Source organism: Kitasatospora sp. NPDC056651, from assembly GCF_042792155.1.
Lineage (GTDB): Bacteria > Actinomycetota > Actinomycetes > Streptomycetales > Streptomycetaceae > Kitasatospora.
This window is the reverse complement of record NZ_JBHTWX010000001.1, coordinates 285,285-302,649: the sequence shown is the minus strand read 5'-3', so window position 1 is coordinate 302,649 and position 17,365 is coordinate 285,285. Positions and strand designations below refer to the sequence as shown.

Annotated in this window: 19 protein-coding genes; 5 read left to right on the top strand and 14 right to left on the bottom strand. The window is 72.4% G+C overall.

Translation table 11 applies throughout. The annotated features are described in order from the left end of the window. The 9 genes from ACFRAR_RS01270 to ACFRAR_RS01230 all read right to left on the bottom strand — a co-directional run. Positions 1 to 1,545, bottom strand: a 1,545-nt coding sequence (locus tag ACFRAR_RS01270) for a glycosyl hydrolase family 18 protein (RefSeq protein WP_380693318.1), incomplete at its 3' end; no start/stop codon positions are given. A 655-nt stretch (positions 1,546 to 2,200) separates the two neighbouring features. Further along, entirely contained in the window at positions 2,201 to 2,773 is a 573-nt protein-coding gene (locus tag ACFRAR_RS01265) for a hypothetical protein (protein ID WP_380693316.1), read from the bottom strand. 221 nt (positions 2,774 to 2,994) lie between these two features. Next, positions 2,995 to 3,933 carry an ABC transporter substrate-binding protein gene (locus ACFRAR_RS01260; RefSeq protein ID WP_380693314.1) on the bottom strand — a complete coding sequence of 313 codons (939 nt, stop codon included), beginning with the start codon at positions 3,931 to 3,933 and terminating at the stop codon, positions 2,995 to 2,997. A gap of 53 nt (positions 3,934 to 3,986) precedes the next feature. Beyond that, a complete protein-coding gene (locus ACFRAR_RS01255; protein WP_380693312.1) occupies positions 3,987 to 4,664 on the bottom strand; it encodes an ABC transporter permease in 678 nt (225 codons plus the stop codon). Next, positions 4,661 to 5,329: an ABC transporter permease gene (locus ACFRAR_RS01250; protein ID WP_380693310.1), complete on the bottom strand. Its 669-nt coding sequence runs from the start codon at positions 5,327 to 5,329 to the stop codon at positions 4,661 to 4,663. The genes ACFRAR_RS01255 and ACFRAR_RS01250 overlap by 4 nt, the downstream gene beginning before the upstream one ends. Then, positions 5,319 to 6,575 carry an ATP-binding cassette domain-containing protein gene (locus tag ACFRAR_RS01245; RefSeq protein ID WP_380693308.1) on the bottom strand — a complete coding sequence of 419 codons (1,257 nt, stop codon included), beginning with the start codon at positions 6,573 to 6,575 and terminating at the stop codon, positions 5,319 to 5,321. Before ACFRAR_RS01245 ends, ACFRAR_RS01250 begins: the two co-directional genes overlap by 11 nt. A gap of 259 nt (positions 6,576 to 6,834) precedes the next feature. Then, positions 6,835 to 7,221, bottom strand: a complete 387-nt coding sequence (locus ACFRAR_RS01240; RefSeq protein ID WP_380693306.1) for a rhodanese-like domain-containing protein — start codon at positions 7,219 to 7,221, stop codon at positions 6,835 to 6,837. Beyond that, the gene (locus ACFRAR_RS01235) at positions 7,215 to 7,934 is read right to left on the bottom strand and encodes a cysteine dioxygenase (protein ID WP_380693303.1); all 720 of its coding nucleotides are present in this window, start codon (positions 7,932 to 7,934) and stop codon (positions 7,215 to 7,217) included. Before ACFRAR_RS01235 ends, ACFRAR_RS01240 begins: the two co-directional genes overlap by 7 nt. A 208-nt stretch (positions 7,935 to 8,142) precedes the next feature. Further along, positions 8,143 to 8,220, bottom strand: a complete 78-nt coding sequence (locus ACFRAR_RS01230; protein WP_107054354.1) for a putative leader peptide — start codon at positions 8,218 to 8,220, stop codon at positions 8,143 to 8,145. A 376-nt stretch (positions 8,221 to 8,596) separates the two neighbouring features. Between ACFRAR_RS01230 and ACFRAR_RS01225 the strand changes: the two genes are divergently transcribed. Genes ACFRAR_RS01225 through ACFRAR_RS01215 form a run of 3 tightly spaced genes read left to right on the top strand, consistent with a single transcriptional unit; the run spans position 8,597 to position 11,949 of the window. Further along, the gene (locus ACFRAR_RS01225; RefSeq protein WP_380693301.1) at positions 8,597 to 9,439 is read left to right on the top strand and encodes a nitrilase-related carbon-nitrogen hydrolase; all 843 of its coding nucleotides are present in this window, start codon (positions 8,597 to 8,599) and stop codon (positions 9,437 to 9,439) included. 11 nt (positions 9,440 to 9,450) lie between these two features. Then, positions 9,451 to 10,881 (top strand): dihydropyrimidinase, encoded by a 1,431-nt coding sequence (gene hydA / locus ACFRAR_RS01220; protein WP_380693299.1) that lies wholly within the window; start codon positions 9,451 to 9,453, stop codon positions 10,879 to 10,881. Between the two features lie 54 nt (positions 10,882 to 10,935). Then, complete coding sequence (locus ACFRAR_RS01215) at positions 10,936 to 11,949, top strand: TIGR03842 family LLM class F420-dependent oxidoreductase (RefSeq protein WP_380693297.1); 1,014 nt, start codon at positions 10,936 to 10,938, stop codon at positions 11,947 to 11,949. 29 nt (positions 11,950 to 11,978) lie between these two features. Here the strand turns inward: ACFRAR_RS01215 and ACFRAR_RS01210 are convergent, their stop codons facing one another. Continuing rightward, entirely contained in the window at positions 11,979 to 13,223 is a 1,245-nt protein-coding gene (locus ACFRAR_RS01210; protein ID WP_380693294.1) for a glycosyltransferase, read from the bottom strand. Positions 13,224 to 13,427: 204 nt separating this feature from the next. On the opposite strand from ACFRAR_RS01210, the gene ACFRAR_RS01205 reads away from it, so the two are divergent. Together ACFRAR_RS01205 and ACFRAR_RS01200 are read left to right on the top strand one after the other, a co-directional pair. Continuing rightward, positions 13,428 to 13,694 carry a GlsB/YeaQ/YmgE family stress response membrane protein gene (locus ACFRAR_RS01205; protein WP_380693292.1) on the top strand — a complete coding sequence of 89 codons (267 nt, stop codon included), beginning with the start codon at positions 13,428 to 13,430 and terminating at the stop codon, positions 13,692 to 13,694. A 207-nt stretch (positions 13,695 to 13,901) separates the two neighbouring features. Then, positions 13,902 to 14,168 carry a GlsB/YeaQ/YmgE family stress response membrane protein gene (locus ACFRAR_RS01200; protein ID WP_380693289.1) on the top strand — a complete coding sequence of 89 codons (267 nt, stop codon included), beginning with the start codon at positions 13,902 to 13,904 and terminating at the stop codon, positions 14,166 to 14,168. Between the two features lie 73 nt (positions 14,169 to 14,241). On the opposite strand, the gene ACFRAR_RS01195 is transcribed toward ACFRAR_RS01200, so the two are convergent. From ACFRAR_RS01195 to ACFRAR_RS01180, 4 genes are all read right to left on the bottom strand, one after another. After that, a complete protein-coding gene (locus tag ACFRAR_RS01195; RefSeq protein WP_380693287.1) occupies positions 14,242 to 15,168 on the bottom strand; it encodes an ADP-ribosylglycohydrolase family protein in 927 nt (308 codons plus the stop codon). Between the two features lie 149 nt (positions 15,169 to 15,317). Further along, positions 15,318 to 15,905, bottom strand: a complete 588-nt coding sequence (locus tag ACFRAR_RS01190; protein WP_380693285.1) for a TetR family transcriptional regulator — start codon at positions 15,903 to 15,905, stop codon at positions 15,318 to 15,320. Positions 15,906 to 16,074: 169 nt separating this feature from the next. After that, positions 16,075 to 16,377, bottom strand: coding sequence for a GNAT family N-acetyltransferase (locus tag ACFRAR_RS01185; protein WP_380693283.1), 303 nt, complete (start codon positions 16,375 to 16,377; stop codon positions 16,075 to 16,077). Between the two features lie 49 nt (positions 16,378 to 16,426). Next, positions 16,427 to 17,254 (bottom strand): class I SAM-dependent methyltransferase, encoded by an 828-nt coding sequence (locus tag ACFRAR_RS01180; RefSeq protein ID WP_380693281.1) that lies wholly within the window; start codon positions 17,252 to 17,254, stop codon positions 16,427 to 16,429. Positions 17,255 to 17,365: the final 111 nt, after the last annotated feature.

The window sequence follows — 17,365 nt, the reverse complement described above, 5'->3', positions numbered from 1 at the left end:
GCTGTTGCCGGCGGTGACGCTGCCGGGGGTGACGGTGGCGGTGACGCCGGCCGGGGCGCCGCTGACCGTCAGGTTGACGCTCTGCGCCGAGCCCGAGGTGACGGCGGTCGCGATCGCGGCCGAGGCGGACGAACCGGCCGCGACCGTACCGGAGTTCGGGTTCACGGCGACCGAGAAGTCATTGCCGGGCTGGGTGCCGGTGACGTTCAGCGTGAAGGTGCTGGTGTGGCTGCCGGAGGCCGCCGCGCCGGTCACGGTGATCGGGTAACTCCCGGACGCCACCGAGGAGGTGGTGGCGATGTTCAGCGTGGCGCTGTTGCCGGCGGTGACGCTGCCGGGGGTGACGGTGGCGGTGACGCCGGCCGGGGCGCCGCTGACCGTCAGGTTGACGCTCTGCGCCGAGCCCGCCGTCACGCCCGTCGCGATGGTCGCCGAGGTGGACGCGCCGGCGGTGACCGTGGCGGAGGCCGGGCTGGCCGAGATCGAGAAGTCGTTGGTCACCGTCGAGCCGCTGGTGAACGGCGCGAAGATGTGGCTGAAGTCCCAGGTGTTCTGGTTGATTCCCGAGCAGTTGTCGTCGCCGGCCTTGCCGACGCAGCCGCCGTTGTCGCGCTGGAGCGCCCAGAAGGACAGCGTGCTGATGCCCTTGGACACCGCCCAGTTGTACACCGTGTTGGCGTTCGCGACGGTGAAGGTCTCGGCCGGACCGAAGTCGTCGATGCCGATCATCTCGATGATCCCGATCGAACCCCACAGCTGGGCGGGGGTCTTGGACGGGTAGAGCTTGGCCAGCTGGTTGTACAGGCCCTGCGCGGAGGTCTGGGTGTCGGCCGCCATGTCGTGCGTGGCGTTGTCGTAGTAGTCGAAGGTCATCATGTTGACGACATCGATCCGCGCGTTGTTGCTGACCGCGTTCTTCAGCACCGCGAGCCCGCTGCTGGCCAGGCCGGAGGTGGTGGTGGGCAGGGTGTAGGAGAACTGGACGTTCCGGCCGTTGGCGGCGGCCCAGTCCTGCACGATCTTGATCGCCTTGTTGCGGCGGTCGATCCCGGCGGTGTTGGTCAGCGAGTTGTCCTCGATGTCGAGGTCGATCCGGCTGACGTCGTAGGTGGTGATCACGTTCTCGAAAGCGGCCGCGATCTGGTTGACATCGGTGCAGCTGTCGGCGATCTCGGTGCCGGTGTTGTCGGCGGTGTAGCCGCCGAAGGACGGGATCACGTCCCCGCCGTTGGCGCGGATGGTCGCGATGTCGGCGCCCCAGGTCGAGGTGGACACCGGCTTCGAGGAGTCACCGTTCCACAGCGGGGTGCAGGAGCCCTTGGTGGCGGTCTGGAGGAACGCCATGGTCAGGTACTTGGCGCCGGACTGCGCGGACAGCTGGGCCGGGCTCTGGCCGATCCAGGACTCGAAGTAGGGGGCGAAGACCCGGCTGGGAATGGGGGTGGCGGCCTGGGCGGTGCCCGTCCCGGCGGCGACCAGACCGGCCGAGGCGGCCAGCGTGGCACAGGCCGTCAGCGCGGCCTGGACTGCTCTGCGAAGGCGCATGGATTCTCCAACAGACTTGGTGGGGCAGGACGTTGGGGATGTGCGGTGGGTCCGGGCGAGGCAGCCGTGTGGGGTCGGCCGCGCGGTCCCGGGCCGAGGGGTCGAATATCGGGAGTGCGGGAGTGCGGGGGTGCGAAGGCCCGCCGAATCGCGCGGACGCGGTCGGCGGTGCGAGCGCGCGTGCCGTACGGGGCGGGGGTGGAGCGGAGCAGGGCAGGGCAGTGCCTCAGCCGCCGGTGGTCACACCCCCACAGTGCATCCCGGTCGGATCGACATGCTTATGTTTGGACTAGACCACTGGTCTGTCAAGAGTCCTAACAGTTCGTCAGCATACGGTCCGCGCGGACGAAGGGGGCGGATGGGCGGCGCCCCGGACGGTCGGGGTGTCGGCCAGGTCGGAGTGTCGGGCCGGGGTGGGCGCGAACGGTTCCGGAAACGAGAAGACCGTGGCCGCACCCCCGGAAGGGGCGCGGCCACGGCGGCCCGGCGCTCAGGACACCGGGCGGTCCATGGTGTCGCGGGAAGCGGCGTCGCGGGAAGCGGCGTCGCAGGACCATCGTGCCGCAGGACATGGCGTCGTGGCACCAGGGCGTCGGCACTGCGGCGTCGCGGGACAGTCGGCGTGACGGCCGGCGGGGCGGATCGGCGTGACGGATCAGCGTGACGGCGGGCAGAGCGTGGCGCGCAGCGCCTCATTGATCTTCGCGGCGGCCTCCGGGCCGAAGCCCTGCGGGTGGTCGGCGGAGGTGAAGCGCTGGTTGGCCAGATCGGCCAACTTCTGTGTGTCCTTGGGGAACTGGTACATCGACTGGCACTGGTTGCGCGCCCGGTCCACGGCCTGTTCGGGCTTGCCGCCGACGATCGCCGGATCGATCCCGTCCAGCGCGGCGACCAGCTTGGCCGTCAGGTCGGCACCGGGCTTGGTGGGCAGTCCGGCGTCGGCGGGCGGGCTGGGCTTGGCGGGCGCGGGGGCTCCCGGGGCGTCTGGGGCGGGCGCGCCGGTGGCGCCGTCGACGCTGGGGGCTGCCGGGTCGGGCGCCGGCGCGGCGGGCGTGGTGGCGCCGGGCGCGGTGGCGTCGCCGGAGGGCGTGGCGGCGGAGGTGGCGGAGGTGGTGGGGGAGCCCGCCGCGGAGGTGGCCTTGTCGGAGCTCGCCCCGGAGCTGGAGCAGGCGGCGAGGCTCACCGCGGCGAGTGCCGTGAGGGTGGCGGCGAGGAGACGAGTGCGCATGGCGCCCAGACTGTCATGTTCGCGGCATCGAAGGGAAGGTCCCTCCGGCGACCGGAAGGATCTCCGCGACGGCGGCCGGCGGCCGGCGGCCCGGAGGAAGCTCCTCCGGGCCGCCGCGTTCACGATCCTCGGCCGTCCGTCGGTCCGGGACACAGGCACGCCCGCCGCCTGTTCGGACCTCGGCCGTCGGACAACGGCCGTCGCCCGATGGCTGTCGACCGTCAGCCGAGGCCGTTGGACTTCAGCCAGTCCTTGGCGACCGTCGACGGGTCCTCCTTGTCCACCGACACCCGCTTCATCAGCGTCGTCAGCCCGGCCGTGTCGAGCTTGGCCGACACCGCGTTGAGCGCCGCCGTCGCGGTCGCGTCCACGCCCGCCTTGTTGACCAGCGGGGTGACGTTCTGTGCGCCGAAGATGTCCTTCGGGTCGGCCAGCGGGACGAGCTTGTACTGGACGATCTTCGGGTCGGTGGTGAACACGTTGCCGACCTGGACGCTGCCGTCCTTGAGCGCGTTCGCGGTGGCGTCGCCGGTGGGCTTCCACTCCTTGAAGGTCAGCCCGTAGACGTCCTTGAGCTGCTGCTCGCGGCGGCTCTTGAACTCCGGCGGCCCGCCGATGGTGAGCTCGCCCGCCTTGGCGGCGAGGTCGGCGATGCTCTTGAGGCCGTACTTGTCGGCGGTCTCCTGGGAGACGCTGAGGGAGTCCTTGTCCTCGGCGGGGGAGGAGTCGAGGATGCCCAGCGTGGCGGGCAGCGTCTTGGTGAGCGCCGCGTTCACGTCCTGGGTGGTGACGGCGGTCGTCTTGGCGTCCAGGTAGGCGAGCAGCGAGCCGTTGTACTCCGGCAGGACGGTCAGGTTGCCGCTCTGCAGCTGTCCGTAGAGCACCTCGCGGCTGCCGATGTTGAACTTCTCCTCGACCTTGACGCCCTTGGCCTTGAGCGCCTGCGAGTAGATCGAGCCGAGCAGGACGTTCTCCGGGAAGTTCGCCGAGCCGACGACGACGGTCGACCCGGAACCGCCTGAGCCGCCGGAGCCGGTCGCGGAGGTCGTGGCGCTCGAACCCCCGCCGAGCGGGTTGTCGCCGGAGGAGCCGCAGGCGGTGGCGCCGAGGGCGAGCGCGGCGAGGGTGCCGAGGACGACGGCACGGCGGCTTCTCTTCATTGTCGACATGGTGACAGATGTCCTTCCGGAGTGGGAGGGGAGGGATGAGGGGTTCAGTGGGCCCGCTGCTGGGCGCGCACCCCGGCCGGGAGTGCGAACCGGGCGAGCAGGGCGAAGAACAGCTGGGCGGCGACCGCGAGCAGCACCACCAGCAGCGCGCCGCCCACCGTCACGGCGTACTGGCGGGTCGCCAGTCCGTCGATCACGTAGCGGCCGAGTCCGCCCAGACCGACGTAGGCGGCCACCGTGGCGGTCGCGATCACCTGGACGGTCGCGGTGCGGAAGCCCGCCAGCAGGGTCGGCGCGGCCGAGGGCAGACAGACCTGCCACAGCACCTGCGGGTGGGTCAGCCCGATGCCGCGCGCGGCGTCCCGGACGTCCGGGTCGGTACCCCGCACCCCCTCGACCGCGGCCACCAGCAGCGGCGGTGCGGCGAGCGCGACCAGCGGGATCAGGACGGCGGTGTCGCCGACCCCGGCGAGCAGCACCGCCAGCGTCACCAGACCGAGGGTGGGCAGGGCTCGGGCGGCGCCGGCGAACGCGGTCACCACGGTGACGCCGCGCCCGGTGTAGCCGATCAGCAGCCCGAGCGGGACGGCGACCAGCGTCGCGAAGAGCAGGGCCTCGCCGGAGAACAGCAGGTGCTCGGAGACCCGGTGGACGATCGAGTCCGGCCCGCTCAGGCGCTCCGGGGCGGTGAAGAAGTCGCTCAGCCAGTCCAGCCAGTTCACGAGCCCGCCCCCTTCTCCCGGACGGCCCAGGGCGCGAGCAGCCGCCGGGCGGCCACCAGCACCAGGTCGACGGCCAGCGCCAGGACGGCGATCAGCACGATGCCGGCCACGATCGGCGTCGGGAAGGTGCGCTGGAAGCCGTCGATGAACAGGTAGCCGAGCCCGCCGCGCCCGACCAGCGCGCCGACGCTCGCCAGCGAGATGCTGGACACCGCCGCGACGCGCAGACCGGCGATCAGGTACGGCACGGCGGCGGGCAGCTCGACCGAGGTCAGCCGGTGCCACGGCCCGTACCCCATCGCGGTGGCGGCCTGCCGGACGGCGTCCGGGACGGCGCGCAGCCCGTCCACGGTGGTCGGCAGCAGGACGGCCAGGGCGTAGAAGGTGAGCGGGATCATCACGGTCGCCTGGGTGGCGAGGCCGGTGTACGGGATCAGCACCACGAACACCGCCAGCGAGGGCAGCGCGTAGACGATGTTGAACACCGCGGACAGCGGCTGGTACAGCCGGGGGAAGCGGGCGCAGGCCAGGCCGAGCGGGACGGCCAGCAGCAGGCCGATGAGTACGGGGGCGAGGGCGATCACGGCGTGGTCGGCGAGCAGGTGGCCGAGGTAGCCGACGTGGTCGCCGATCCAGTACCAGCGGACGATCGGTTCATCGTCCACCGTCGGCTCCGTCCGTCCGCTCCCGCGAGTCGGGAGCTTCGGGCGCGGCCGCGGCATCGGGCTTGACCGTGCTGACGGCCCCGTCGGCGCCCGGCGGGCCGCCGGTGGCCTGCGGACCGGCAGCGTCCGCCGAACCGTCGGCGCTCGGCGAACCCTGGGCGCCTGGCGAACCGTCGGCGCCTGGCGAACCCGGGGCGCCCGGTGAACCGGAGGCGTCGGGCCGGAGCGCGGCGAGGACGGCCTCGCGGCTCGCGGTGCCGGTGGCCCGGCCGTCGGCGTCCAGCGCGACCGCGACGCCGGCGGAGGAGAGGACCGCCGCGTCCAGCGCGGTGCGCAGGGTGTCGGTCTCCGGGCGGAAGCCGGCCGCCGGGTGCAGCTCGGCGGTGACGGCGTCGCGGTCGATCCAGCCGATCGGTCGGCGCTCGTCGTCCAGGGCCAACTCCCAACCGCCGTAGCGGAGTCCGTCGGCCGGCGGGCGGAGCTCGACGGTGCTCGCAGGGCGCAGGCCGAGGCCGCGGAGGCCCCGGTCGCGGCCGAGGAAGGCGGCCACGCCCTCGTCGGCGGGAGTGGTGAGCAGCGTGTGCGGGTCGGCCAGTTGGGCGATCCGGCCGTGTTCGCGCAGCACCACCACCTGGTCGCCGAGCCGGACGGCCTCCTCGATGTCGTGGGTGACGAACAGCACCGTCTTGTGCAGCTCGGACTGGAGCCGCAGCAGCTCCTCCTGGAGCCCGGCCCGAACCACCGGGTCGACCGCGCTGAACGGTTCGTCCATCAGCAGCACCGGCGGGTCGGCGGCCAGCGCGCGCGCCACGCCGACCCGCTGCTGCTGGCCACCGGACAGCTGGAACGGGTACCGCTTGGCGGTCTCCGGTGCGAGCCCGACCAGTTCGAGCAGTTCGGCGGCGCGGGCGCGGGCCTTCCTGCGGTCCCAGCCGAGCAGGTAGGGGACGGTGGCGATGTTGTCGATCACCTTGCGGTGGGGGAAGAGTCCGGCCTGCTGGATCACGTATCCGATGCCACGGCGGAGCTTGGCCGGTTCCAGCTGCGCGACGTCCGTGTCGTCCAGCAGCACCCGGCCAGAGGTGGGCTCGACCATCCGGTTGACCATGCGCAGCAGGGTGGTCTTCCCGCAGCCTGACGGCCCGACCAGGACGGTTATCCGTCCGGTCGGGACCTCCAGGTCCAGGCCCTCGACGGCGATGGTTCCGTCGGGGTGGCGCTTTCCGGCGCCCTCGAATCTGATCACAGGGAGTTTCCTCGTCAGGGCGCCCCGGGGAGGCGGCGCCTGGGTCGGTCGTCGTTCGGCTCTCGGCGGCTGGGCGACGAACCGCCGGTGCGGGTCGTAGCGGTGCTGGTCGGACTCGATCGTCCGGGCGTTCTTCCGCCCGCGTGGCTGCCCGGCTTCGGACCGGCGGAAACTCTGATCAGACTATGACCTACATCATCCTCTGTCTTTGATTTACCGTCCGGCGCGCACGTCCGGGGCGGACTTCGTCAGGTGGGGATCAGCCTCCCTGACGGGTCGGCAGGCCGGTGGCGGCCCAGCCGACGAAGCCGCCGTCCAGGTCGGTCGCCCGGTGCAGTCCCAGCTCGCGCAGTGAGGCCGCGGCCAGGCTGGAGGCGTAGCCCTCGGAGCAGACCACGATCACCTCGACGTCGTAGCCCGAGGCCTCGGGGATCCGGTGACTGCCCGTCGGATCGAGCCGCCACTCCAGCACGTTGCGTTCGATGATCAGCGAGCCGGGGATCTCCCCTTCGGCCGCCCGCTGCGCCGCCGGACGGATGTCCACCAGCAGTGCGCCGTCCAGCTGGGCCTGGTAGGCCTCGCGGGCGCGCGGTCGGTGGACGCCCTCCCGGGCGCGCTCCACCAGGTCGTCGATCGTGGTCACCACTGTTCCGGTCCTTCCTCCGAGGTGCGGACGAGCCCACCGGCTCGCAGGTCGTAGTGCGCCATCGAGCTCAGCGGCGGTGAGTAGGCGTGCAGCGTGACGGCGGGGCCGACGGCGGTGTTGTGCACGTCGTGCACGTACTCGGGGCCGAAGGCCCGGGTGGTGCCGGCCGGGATCCGGCGGATCAGCAGGCCCTGCTCGGGGCCGCCGAGGGAAAGCTCCTCCAGCTCACCGAGGGCGACGGTGAAGGCGCCGCGCGAGCCGCCGTGGTCGTGGAAGCCGGTGGACTGGCCGGGCAGCCAGCTGATCAGCCACACCTCGTGGTCCTCGTCGGCGGCCAGGCGCCGGTACCAGCGTTCGTCGGTGGAGAGGCGGACGTGGTGGATCCACTCCTCGGGCCGCTCGGCCAGCTCGCGGACGATGGTCCGCAGGGCGCCGGGCGTGAGCGGTGCGCGGGTGTCCCCGGCGGACGGCGTGGGTGGTGGCTCGGGGGTGCTCGCCGGGCTCCCGGGCGCGGCGCCGTTCGCCGGATCGGGCGCGGCACCGGCCGTGGCGGTGTTCGTGGCGCTGTTCGTGGCACGGGTCGCGGTGTCGGCCGTGACGCCGTTCGTGGGATCGGTCGGGGTGCCGTCCGTGGCGTGGGTGGTGGTGCCCGGCGTGGTGCCGGGACTGCTGGTCGGCCGTGCGGCGGGGCTGATGCTCGGGCTCGGGCTCATGTGGGCGTCCTCGGGTGCGGCGGGAACGTCGGGGAAGGCGCCCGGCGTCCGACGGCGGTGGGCGGACGCGGGCCGGCGGAGCGGCTCGGTACGCACGGATGCGCCGGGGCGGGGCAGGAGTCAGGACTGCGGGTGCGGGTGCGGGTGCGGGTGCGCGGCGCGGGCCCTGGCAGACGTCACAGGGCGGGACCGGCGGGGAAGGGCAAGGTCAACAGGCACAGATGGAACTCGCCTGGCGTCGCAGATCGACGTGCAGGCGGCAGACCAGAGTGGCGCCGGATTCCATGCGCCGGATCTTTCCCGAGCGAACCTGGCGAAGTCAAACCGGGGCGGTGGCGGTCGGCGGTCCGGACGGCCCGTCCCCGCGGCGGTCGTCGCGGCTGTCCGCTTTCACTCGAACGAGTAAGAACGGGACTCTCGGGGTAGATGAGCCTTTCATCGCACCCGGGACCACCCGCGTGTCCGTGCGACGAGATCGCCTCGGACGCGTTCGCACCAACGTATTGTCAGGCCACCGAGGCCAGGCCTACGGTCTAGAGATCGCTTTCTACGCACGTAGACCCTGCGGTTCCCCGAGCGGGACCCGCGGGTGAGACCCGCCCCGTCAACCCTCGACCGCGGGCCCGACCGCACGGCCGGCCCGCGGAGTTGCGGAGGTACCCATGTCGCAGATCGTCCGTGCCGCGCTCGTCCAGACCCGCTGGACCGGTGACCAGGAGAGCATGATCGCCCTCCACGAGCGCTACGCCCGCGAGGCCGCCGCCCAGGGCGCGCAGATCATCGGCTTCCAGGAGGTCTTCAACTCCCCGTACTTCTGTCAGGTCCAGGAAGCCGAGCACTACCGCTGGGCCGAGGCCGTCCCGGACGGCCCGACCGTGAGCCGGATGCGGGACCTCGCCCGCGAACTCGGGCTGGTGATGGTCGTCCCGGTCTACGAGGAGGAGCAGACCGGCGTCTACTACAACACCGCCGCCGTGATCGACGCGGACGGCAGCTACCTCGGCAAGTACCGCAAGCACCACATCCCGCAGGTCAAGGGCTTCTGGGAGAAGTACTACTTCAAGCCCGGCAACCTCGGCTGGCCGGTGTTCGACACCGCCGTCGGCAAGGTCGGCGTGTACATCTGCTACGACCGCCACTTCCCCGAGGGCTGGCGCGCCCTGGGCCTGGCCGGCGCGCAGATCGTCTACAACCCCTCCGCCACCAGCCGCGGCCTGTCCGGCTACCTCTGGCAGCTCGAACAGCCCGCCGCGGCCGTCGCCAACGAGTACTTCGTCGCCGCGATCAACCGCGTCGGCACCGAGGAGTACGGCGACAACGACTTCTACGGCACCTCCTACTTCGTGGACCCACGCGGCCAGTTCGTCGGCGACGTCGCCTCCGACAAGGAGGAGGAACTCGTCGTCCGCGACCTCGACCTCGGTCTGATCGAACAGGTCCGCCAGCAGTGGGCCTTCTACCGGGACCGCCGGCCCGACGCCTACGGACCGCTCGCCGAGGCGTGAGGAGCAGCGCGATGACCACCCGCGACCCGCACCGGCGCACCGTCGTCCGCGGTGGCCTCGTCATCACGGCCACCGAGGAACTCCACGCCGACGTCCTGGTCGAGGGCGAGCGCGTCGCCGCCCTCGCCGCCACCGGCAGCTCCGCCGCCGAGTCCTGGACCGCCGACACCGTCATCGACGCCACCGGCCACTACGTCATCCCGGGCGGCGTCGACGCCCACACCCACATGGAGCTGCCGTTCGGCGGCACCGCGGCCTCCGACACCTTCGAGACCGGCACCCGCGCGGCCGCCTGGGGCGGCACCACCACCATCGTGGACTTCGCCGTCCAGCCGATCGGGGGTTCGCTGCGCCAGGGTCTGGACGCCTGGCACGCCAGGGCCGAGGGCAACTGCGCCGTCGACTACGCGTTCCACACCATCGTCTCCGACGTCAACGACGGTGTGCTGAAGGAGATGGACGCCCTCGTGGACTCCGGCGAGTCCACCTCCTTCAAGCTGTTCATGGCCTACCCCGGCGTCTTCTACAGCGACGACGGCCGCATCCTGCGCGCCATGCAGCGCGGCGCCGTCAACGGTGGGCTGATCATGATGCACGCGGAGAACGGCATCGCCATCGACGTCCTGGTCGAGCAGGCGCTCGCCGCCGGGAAGACCGCCCCCCGCTACCACGGCGAGGTCCGCCGCGAACTGCTGGAGGCCGAGGCCACCCACCGGGCGATCAAGCTCGCCCAGGTGGCCGGCAGTCCGCTCTACGTGGTGCACGTCTCGGCCGCCGCCGCGCTCGCCGAACTCACCCGGGCTCGGGACACCGGGCTCAACGTCTTCGGCGAGACCTGCCCGCAGTACCTCTTCCTCTCCACCGACAACCTCGCCGAGGAGGGCGCCGACGGCTTCGAAGGCGCCAAGTACGTGTGCAGTACGCCGCTCCGGCCGCGCGAGCACCAGGAGGCGCTCTGGCGCGGGCTGCGCACCAACGACCTCCAGGTGGTCTCCACCGACCACTGCCCGTTCTGCTTCGCGGGCCAGAAGGAGCTGGGCCGGGGAGACTTCTCGAAGATCCCCAACGGCCTGCCGGGCGTCGAGAACCGGATGGACCTGCTCCACCAGGCCGTGGTGGACGGGCACATCAGCCGGCGCCGCTGGATCGAGATCGCCTGCACCACCCCGGCCCGGATGTTCGGCCTGCACCCGTGCAAGGGGACCGTCGCCCCGGGCGCCGACGCCGACCTGGTGGTCTACGACCCCACCGCGGTGCGGACCGTCTCCGCCGCGACCCACCACATGAACGTGGACTACTCGGCCTACGAGGGACGCCGACTCACCGGCCGGGCACGGACGGTGATGTCGCGCGGCACCGTCGTGCTGGACGACGGCCACTGGCTGGGACGGGCCGGCCACGGCGCCTTCCTCCGCCGGGACACCTGCCAGTACCTGGTCTGAGCACCGTCCGTCCCTTCGCGATCCATCGGCCCGACCCCCTGCCTGGAGCCCTTCATGGACATCGGCCTCGTCCTGCAGACCGACCCGCCCGCCCGCCTCCTCGTCGACCGGATGATCCGCGCCGAACGGGCCGGATTCAGCCACGGCTGGACCTTCGACTCCTGCGTGCTGTGGCAGGAGCCCTTCGTCATCTACAGCCGGATCCTTGCCGAGACCGAGCGGATGACCGTCGGCCCGATGGTCACCAACCCCTCCACCCGCACCTGGGAGGTGACCGCCTCCACGTTCGCCACGCTCAACGACATGTACGGCAACCGGACCGTCTGCGGCATCGGCCGCGGCGACTCCGCCATGCGGGTCGCCGGACGGCAACCCGCGACCCTCGCCCGGCTCTCCCAAGCAATGCACGCCATCAAGGAGTTGGCCGAGGGGCGCAGCGCCGAGGTGGACGGCGCCGAGATGCGCCTGCCGTGGGTGCGGCCCGGCGCTTCCCTGCCGATCTGGATGGGGGCGTACGGGCCGAAGGCGCTGAGCCTCACCGGGCGTCAAGCGGACGGCTTCATCCTCCAGTTGGCCGACCCCTACCTCACCGAGTTCATGGTCAAGGCGGTCCGGAACGCCGCCGTCGAGGCCGGCCGGGACCCGGACTCGATCACCATCTGCGTCGCCGCCCCCGCCTACGTCACCGCCGACGAATCGCCCGAGGCGCTCGCCCACGCCCGGGAACAGTGCCGCTGGTTCGGGGGCATGGTCGGCAACCACGTGGCCGACCTGGTCCGCCACTACGGTGAGCACTCCGATCTGGTGCCGGAGGCGCTCACCGACTACATCAAGGGGCGCCAGGGCTACGACTACAGCCACCACGGCCGGGCCGGGAACCCGGACACCGCCTTCGTCCCGGACGAGATCGTGGACCGCTTCTGCCTGATCGGCCCGGCGCGGGCGCAGCGGGCGCGGCTGGCGGAGCTCCGTTCGCTCGGCGTCGACCAGTTCGCCGTCTACGCCATGCACGACGCCATCGAGAGCACCATCGACGCCTACGGGACGGACGTCATCCCGCTGCTGTGACGCCCGAGTCGTCCGCTGCCTGTCCTCCGTCAGCGGTTCGGCGACACCCGTTCGACGGCGGTGAGGACCTTGGCCGCGCCGTCCTCGGTGGCCAGGGCGGCGGCGACGGCCTGGGCGCGGGCGCGGTAGCGGGGGTTGTCGACGGCCTGACGGAGCGCGGTGGCGAGGCGGGTGGCGGTGAGGGCGCGCAGGGGGACCGGGCCGGGGGAGACGCCGAGCCCGGTCAGCCGGGCGGCCCAGAACGGTGCGTCGAGCTGGGCTGGCACGGGGACGGTGGGGGTCCCGGAGCGCAGGGCGGCGGCCGTGGTGCCGGCACCCGCGTGGTGGACGACGACGGCCGTACGGGGAAAGAGCCACTCGTGCGGGGTGTCGCCGAGGGTCAGGACGGTGTCCGAGTCCTCGGCGGCCAGTTCGCTCCAGCCCGCCTGGAGGAGGAGCCGGACCCCGGCGGCGCGGGCGGCGGCGAGGACGGTCGCGGTGAGCCGTTCGGGGTCGGGGACGACCAGACTGCCGAAGCCGACGAAGACCGGCGGCGGTCCGGCGGCGAGGAAGTCGAGCAGTCGGGACGGGGGTTGCCAGTCGGGCTGTTCGACCGGCCACCAGTAGCCCGTCACGTCCAGCCGGGGGTGCCAGTCGGCCGGGCGCGGCACCACCAGTGGCGAGAAGCCGTGCAGGACGGGGTGGTTGCGGCGGGTGCGGGCGACACCGGCCGGCGGCAGACCGAGTCGGCGGCGCAGCCCGCGGACGGCCGGGGCGAACAGCCGGTCGGTCGACGCCTGGGTGGCGTGCCCCGCCAGCAGGTTGCCGAGCGGGCCGAGCGAGCGGATGCCGGTGACGGCGGGCGGGAACTCCCTGGTCGGCGCCAGGGGTTGGAGGAACACTCCGATGGCGGGGATGCCGGCTGCCTCGGCGGCGACCTGGCCGAGCGGGGTCGTGCTGTTGGTGGTCAGCAGCAGGTCGGCGCCGAGCGCGGTGGCGTCGGCGATGCCGTCGCCGAGCGCGGGCATGAACCTCCGCGCCAGGCGCAGGAGTTGCAGGATGACGCCCGGCCCATTGCCCGCCCGTAACAGGCGCTGACCCTCGGCGGAGGCGAGTTCGGCGCGCGGGTCGACCGGCAATGGACGGAACTCCAGCCCTGCGGTTCGGACCGACTCGGCGAAGGTGTCGTGGGTGGCGACGGCCACCTGATGTCCGGCCGCCCGCAGGCGGACGCCGAGCCCGGTGAGGGGTGCCACGTCGCCCCGGGAGCCGGCGGTGACGATCAGGATGCGCATGGCCGCAGTATTTCGGTGCGGGCGGTTCCCGGGAAGGGTGCCGCACGCGAGGTGTCCCGGTTGTCACGGCTGTCACGGCTGCCCCCCGAGGGGGAATCGAACGCCGTTGCGCGGGCGGAGGAACCGGGTGGCGGGCGGTTGTCGTCCTTGCGGACAGAGCGGACGGGACGGGGCCCGTCGCGCCTCGACCGGAAGGGATGGCGGATGGGCATCGTCGCGTGGATCGTGCTGGGCCTGCTGGCGGGCGGGCTGGCCAAGCTGCTGCTGCCGGGGAAGGACCCGGGCGGCCTGATCGTGACCACTCTGATCGGCATCGCCGGGTCCTTCGTCGGCGGCTGGATCGCGTCGCACTTCATGCACCGCTCGGTCACCGCGCACTTCTTCGACGCGGCGACCTGGGTGTCGGCGATCGGCGGCTCCCTGGTGCTGCTGGTCGTCTACCGGCTGCTGTTCGGCAACTCGCGCAGCTGAAGGGCGGGTTGCCCATCCTCCCGGCGATCGGGAGGATGGGCGGAGAGGTTCCGTCGGGACGTCCGCCGCAGGGAGCGGAGGCCGTCGGATGGCTGGTTCGAGCCGGTCCTCACGGTCACCGGAAACGGCCCGGGGGCCTCGGACGTCCTTCCGGTCGGGCACGTGGTGTCGACGGGATCGTCACACCGATGACGCAAGGGGCGGCGGATGAGCTGGATGGAGTGGATCGTGCTGGGCCTGGTGGCGGGGACGCTGGCCAGGATGGCGATGCCGGGTCGGGGTGAGCGCGGTCTGATCGGGAGCACCCTGATCGGCATCACCGGCTCCTACGTCGGCACCTGGATCGTCTCGCACTGGATGCACGGTGCGGTGCGGCCTCGTCTCCTCGACGTGACGACCTGGGTGTCGGCGATCGGCGGCGCGGTGGTCCTGCTGTTCGCCTTCCGGGTGCTCCGCTTCGTGGCCCGGCGCTGATCGAGCCGACCGCGCCAAGGGCGCCAATCGAGCCGACCGCGCCGGGGACGTCGATCGCCCCGCGCCCCGGCCGTCAGTCGGAGGAAGCGGACTGGACCGCCTCGGTTGCCCAGTCCGGCAGCCGCTCGCGCGCGGCGAGCCAACCGGCCGGGACGTTTCCGAGCCCGGTCCGAGCGGCGACCACCCCGGCGGCGATGGCACAGGTGGTGTCCATGTCGCCCCAGCCCTCCAGGGTGTGCCAGATGGCCTCCGGGAGCGAGTCCAGGTGCCCGGCGACGGACCAGAGGGCGAACGGCACGGTGTCCGGGGCGGAGATCATCGCCCCCGAGCCGAGTACGTTGGCGGCGTGCCGGACACTGGTGTGCTCGGGAAGCCGGGAGGCGATCCGCAGCCCGGAGCGGACCTCGCCGTCCGGCAGCCGACCGGCGACCTCGGCCAGCAACTCGGCCCGACCGGGCGGGGTCCGGCCCCGGCTCCGGACGGCCAGCGCCGCCGCGAGCGCGACCGCCACCGCGCCGGTCACCGCCTCCGGATGGAAGTGCGTCACGCGGGCCTGGAGTTCGGCCTGCCGGGCCACCGCGTCGAGGTCGTCGGCGAACCAGGCCCCCAGCGGCGCGACCCGCATGGCGGCCCCGTTCCCGTACGAGCCCTGGCCCTCGAACTGACTCTCGGTGATGGCTCGCCAGTCCCCGCCGGCGCCGATCCCGCGCAGCACCCGGTGCATGGACGGCCCGTACTTGCGCCCGTACTCGCGGGTGTACTCGGCGGCGAACTCCCGGGCGAGCGCGTCCGGTCGGACCTCGCCGGCGTCGAGCAGGTGGCGGACCAGTACGAGCGCCATGGCGGTGTCGTCGGTCCAGTGCCAGGGCGCGGGTCGGACGAGACGGGCGGCCAGTGTGGTGGGCGCCTCGTCCGGCGGGATCGAGAACCAGCGGTCGCCGAAGGCGTCGCCGAGGGCGAGCCCCTCCAGGCTGTCCAGGACCGGACCGGCCGCACGCATGTCATCCTCCAGGTGAGATCAACTGTGTGCGGCAGTCTGCCGGACGGCCGGGGCGACGGCCAGCGGATTTGCCTCCGCCGGCCGGCGCCCGGGCAAGAGGGCCGGCGGTCACCCGTCCCTGTCATCTCACCCGTGTCACCTCACCCGTGTCACTTCGCCTTCAGGCCGCCGAGCACGAGCTTCCAGACGACCTCGAAGCGGTCGTCGGTCCCGGGGTCGGGCCAGGTGGAGGCGTAGGCCGGGTCGTGGAAGGGGCAGGTGGCGTCGAAGACGGCGCGGGCGGTGTTCCGGATGTGGGCGAGCTTGAACTCCTTGCCCTCCGTGCCGTCCGCAACGATCTGTGAGATCTGGTCGACCAGTGTGTCGATGTGGGCGGCCACCAGGGCGCTGTTCTCCTCGACCAGCACCACGTAGGTGGCGAACAGTTCCGGGTCGTCCAGCGACTTCTTCCGCTTGGCCGCGAACAGGGTCGTCAGCCAGCGGTGCAGCCGCTCGGAGGCGGAGCCGCCCTCGTTGGCGATGGTTGCCAGTTCGTAGTGCGCCTGGTCGAGCCAGCGTCGGGTGACCGCCTCGCGCAGCGCGGCCTTGCTGGGGAAGTGGCGGTAGACGCTGCTGTGGCTGACGCCGAGGACGCGGGCGACGTCCACGACGGACGCCTTGGCCGGGCCGAACCGCCGGAGGACGTCCTCCGCCGCGATCAGGATCTGCTCGGCGGTGAGTGTGGTGTCCGTGGTCACGGGTGGTCCGTCCTTGGGGTCGGGCGGTCGGAGCGGGTGTGCCACTATGGCACGACAGCGAACAGATTTCAAAATCTGTTCGCTGTCGTCTGTTATCTGAAAGTTGAAATCTGTCGATTGTCATTTGCTCGGACAGGCGACAGCTCTCTTGGTGGCCCTCCCGCGGTCGTCAGTCGGCAACCCGGCTGCGGTTCTCGTACGCGAGGTCGGTGTACTCGGGGTGGCGGAGCATCCAGCCCTTGATGAAGGGGCAGGTGGCCAGCACGGCGAGGCCGCGGGCACGGGCGTCGTCCAGGGCGGCGCGGGCCAGGGCGCTGCCGATGCCCCGGCCCTCGAAGCCGGGGTCGACCACGGTGTGGGGGTAGACCACCAGCTGCTCGCTGCGCAGATACTCGGCGAAGCCGGCCGGCTTGTCGTCCTCCCAGGCCTCGAAGCGGTGCCGGGCTTCCACGTCACGTACCGAGAGGGTCATTGCCGCTCCTCGCTGCCGGAGAGTCGGAGCCGGGTCCGGCCCCGGTCCATCATCGAGTGGCCGGGGCCGCTCCGTTCGTCGACTCGCCTGCGGGTCCGCCCGTTGGCCGGTCCGTCGCCTCGCCCGCGGCGTCCGGCGGTTCGGCGGTGGCGTTCCCGGCCGGTGCCCAGGTCTCGCGCCCGCCCGGGGCCCGCAACAGGTAGGCGCGGGCGGGCGGCACGTTGCGCCACACCGTACGCTCGCCCAGGCCGTACGCCGCCTCGAACTGGCGCAGCACTCGCACCACCGCGCGGTGGCGGGCACCCCGTCGGGGGCCCGCGGTGAGGATGCGCGCCGTCGTCGTGCCGAGGTACCCGAAGTACGTCAGCTCGCCGCCGGGTGCCAGCAGCCGCAGGTAGCGGTCGAGGATGTCGCGTACCTGCGCGGGCTCGAAGTTGGTGAACGGCAGCCCGGACACGATCACGTCGTACTGCCGGCCGTCGTCCTGCGGCAGCTCCTCGACCCGGCAGGCCGACAGTTGCAGCCCGATCCCCGGGTGGCGCGCGGCCAGCACCGGGTCCTCCCGCAGGCGCTCGGCGAACCGCGGGTTCGCCTCGACGACATGCAACCGGTCGCCCGGGCGCAGGACTTGGGCCAGCCGGCGGGTCACCACGCCCGTGCCGGCGCCGACCTCCAGCACCGAGATCGGGCGGTTCGGGCGACTGGTGACCGGTACCGCCAGCGCGTTCACCAGCTCCGGGCCGCTCGGGGCCAGCGCACCGGTGTCGTGGAAGGTGCGCAGAGCCTCGGCGAGGAACAGCAGGTGGTCACCACTGGCGGGTGAACTGTGCCGGGGGGCAAGGAAGTCGGGGCGGTGGCGGAGGCGTTCATTGGTCATGGCGTCGACGCTAGGCAGAGCCGAGCCACCGCGAATCGGCCGGTCAGCGGCGCGTACCCCCGACGAAAGTCGAGGGTGCGGTTACCCGTAAGGCAGAGGCGGTCCCGGGCC

Bases quoted from the DNA above. Each gene is read 5' to 3' on its own strand.
- ACFRAR_RS01235 (WP_380693303.1), bottom strand. From the start codon at position 7,934: ATGAGCCCGAGCCCGAGCATCAGCCCCGCCGCACGGCCGACCAGCAGT.
- ACFRAR_RS01185 (WP_380693283.1), bottom strand. From the start codon at position 16,377: ATGACCCTCTCGGTACGTGACGTGGAAGCCCGGCACCGCTTCGAGGCC.
- ACFRAR_RS01225 (WP_380693301.1), top strand. From the start codon at position 8,597: ATGTCGCAGATCGTCCGTGCCGCGCTCGTCCAGACCCGCTGGACCGGT.
- ACFRAR_RS01265 (WP_380693316.1), bottom strand. From the start codon at position 2,773: ATGCGCACTCGTCTCCTCGCCGCCACCCTCACGGCACTCGCCGCGGTG.
- ACFRAR_RS01205 (WP_380693292.1), top strand. From the start codon at position 13,428: ATGGGCATCGTCGCGTGGATCGTGCTGGGCCTGCTGGCGGGCGGGCTG.
- ACFRAR_RS01210 (WP_380693294.1), bottom strand. From the start codon at position 13,223: ATGCGCATCCTGATCGTCACCGCCGGCTCCCGGGGCGACGTGGCACCC.
- hydA (WP_380693299.1), top strand. From the start codon at position 9,451: ATGACCACCCGCGACCCGCACCGGCGCACCGTCGTCCGCGGTGGCCTC.
- ACFRAR_RS01200 (WP_380693289.1), top strand. From the start codon at position 13,902: ATGAGCTGGATGGAGTGGATCGTGCTGGGCCTGGTGGCGGGGACGCTG.
- ACFRAR_RS01260 (WP_380693314.1), bottom strand. From the start codon at position 3,933: ATGAAGAGAAGCCGCCGTGCCGTCGTCCTCGGCACCCTCGCCGCGCTC.
- ACFRAR_RS01195 (WP_380693287.1), bottom strand. From the start codon at position 15,168: ATGCGTGCGGCCGGTCCGGTCCTGGACAGCCTGGAGGGGCTCGCCCTC.
- ACFRAR_RS01230 (WP_107054354.1), bottom strand. From the start codon at position 8,220: ATGGAATCCGGCGCCACTCTGGTCTGCCGCCTGCACGTCGATCTGCGA.
- ACFRAR_RS01180 (WP_380693281.1), bottom strand. From the start codon at position 17,254: ATGACCAATGAACGCCTCCGCCACCGCCCCGACTTCCTTGCCCCCCGG.
- ACFRAR_RS01215 (WP_380693297.1), top strand. From the start codon at position 10,936: ATGGACATCGGCCTCGTCCTGCAGACCGACCCGCCCGCCCGCCTCCTC.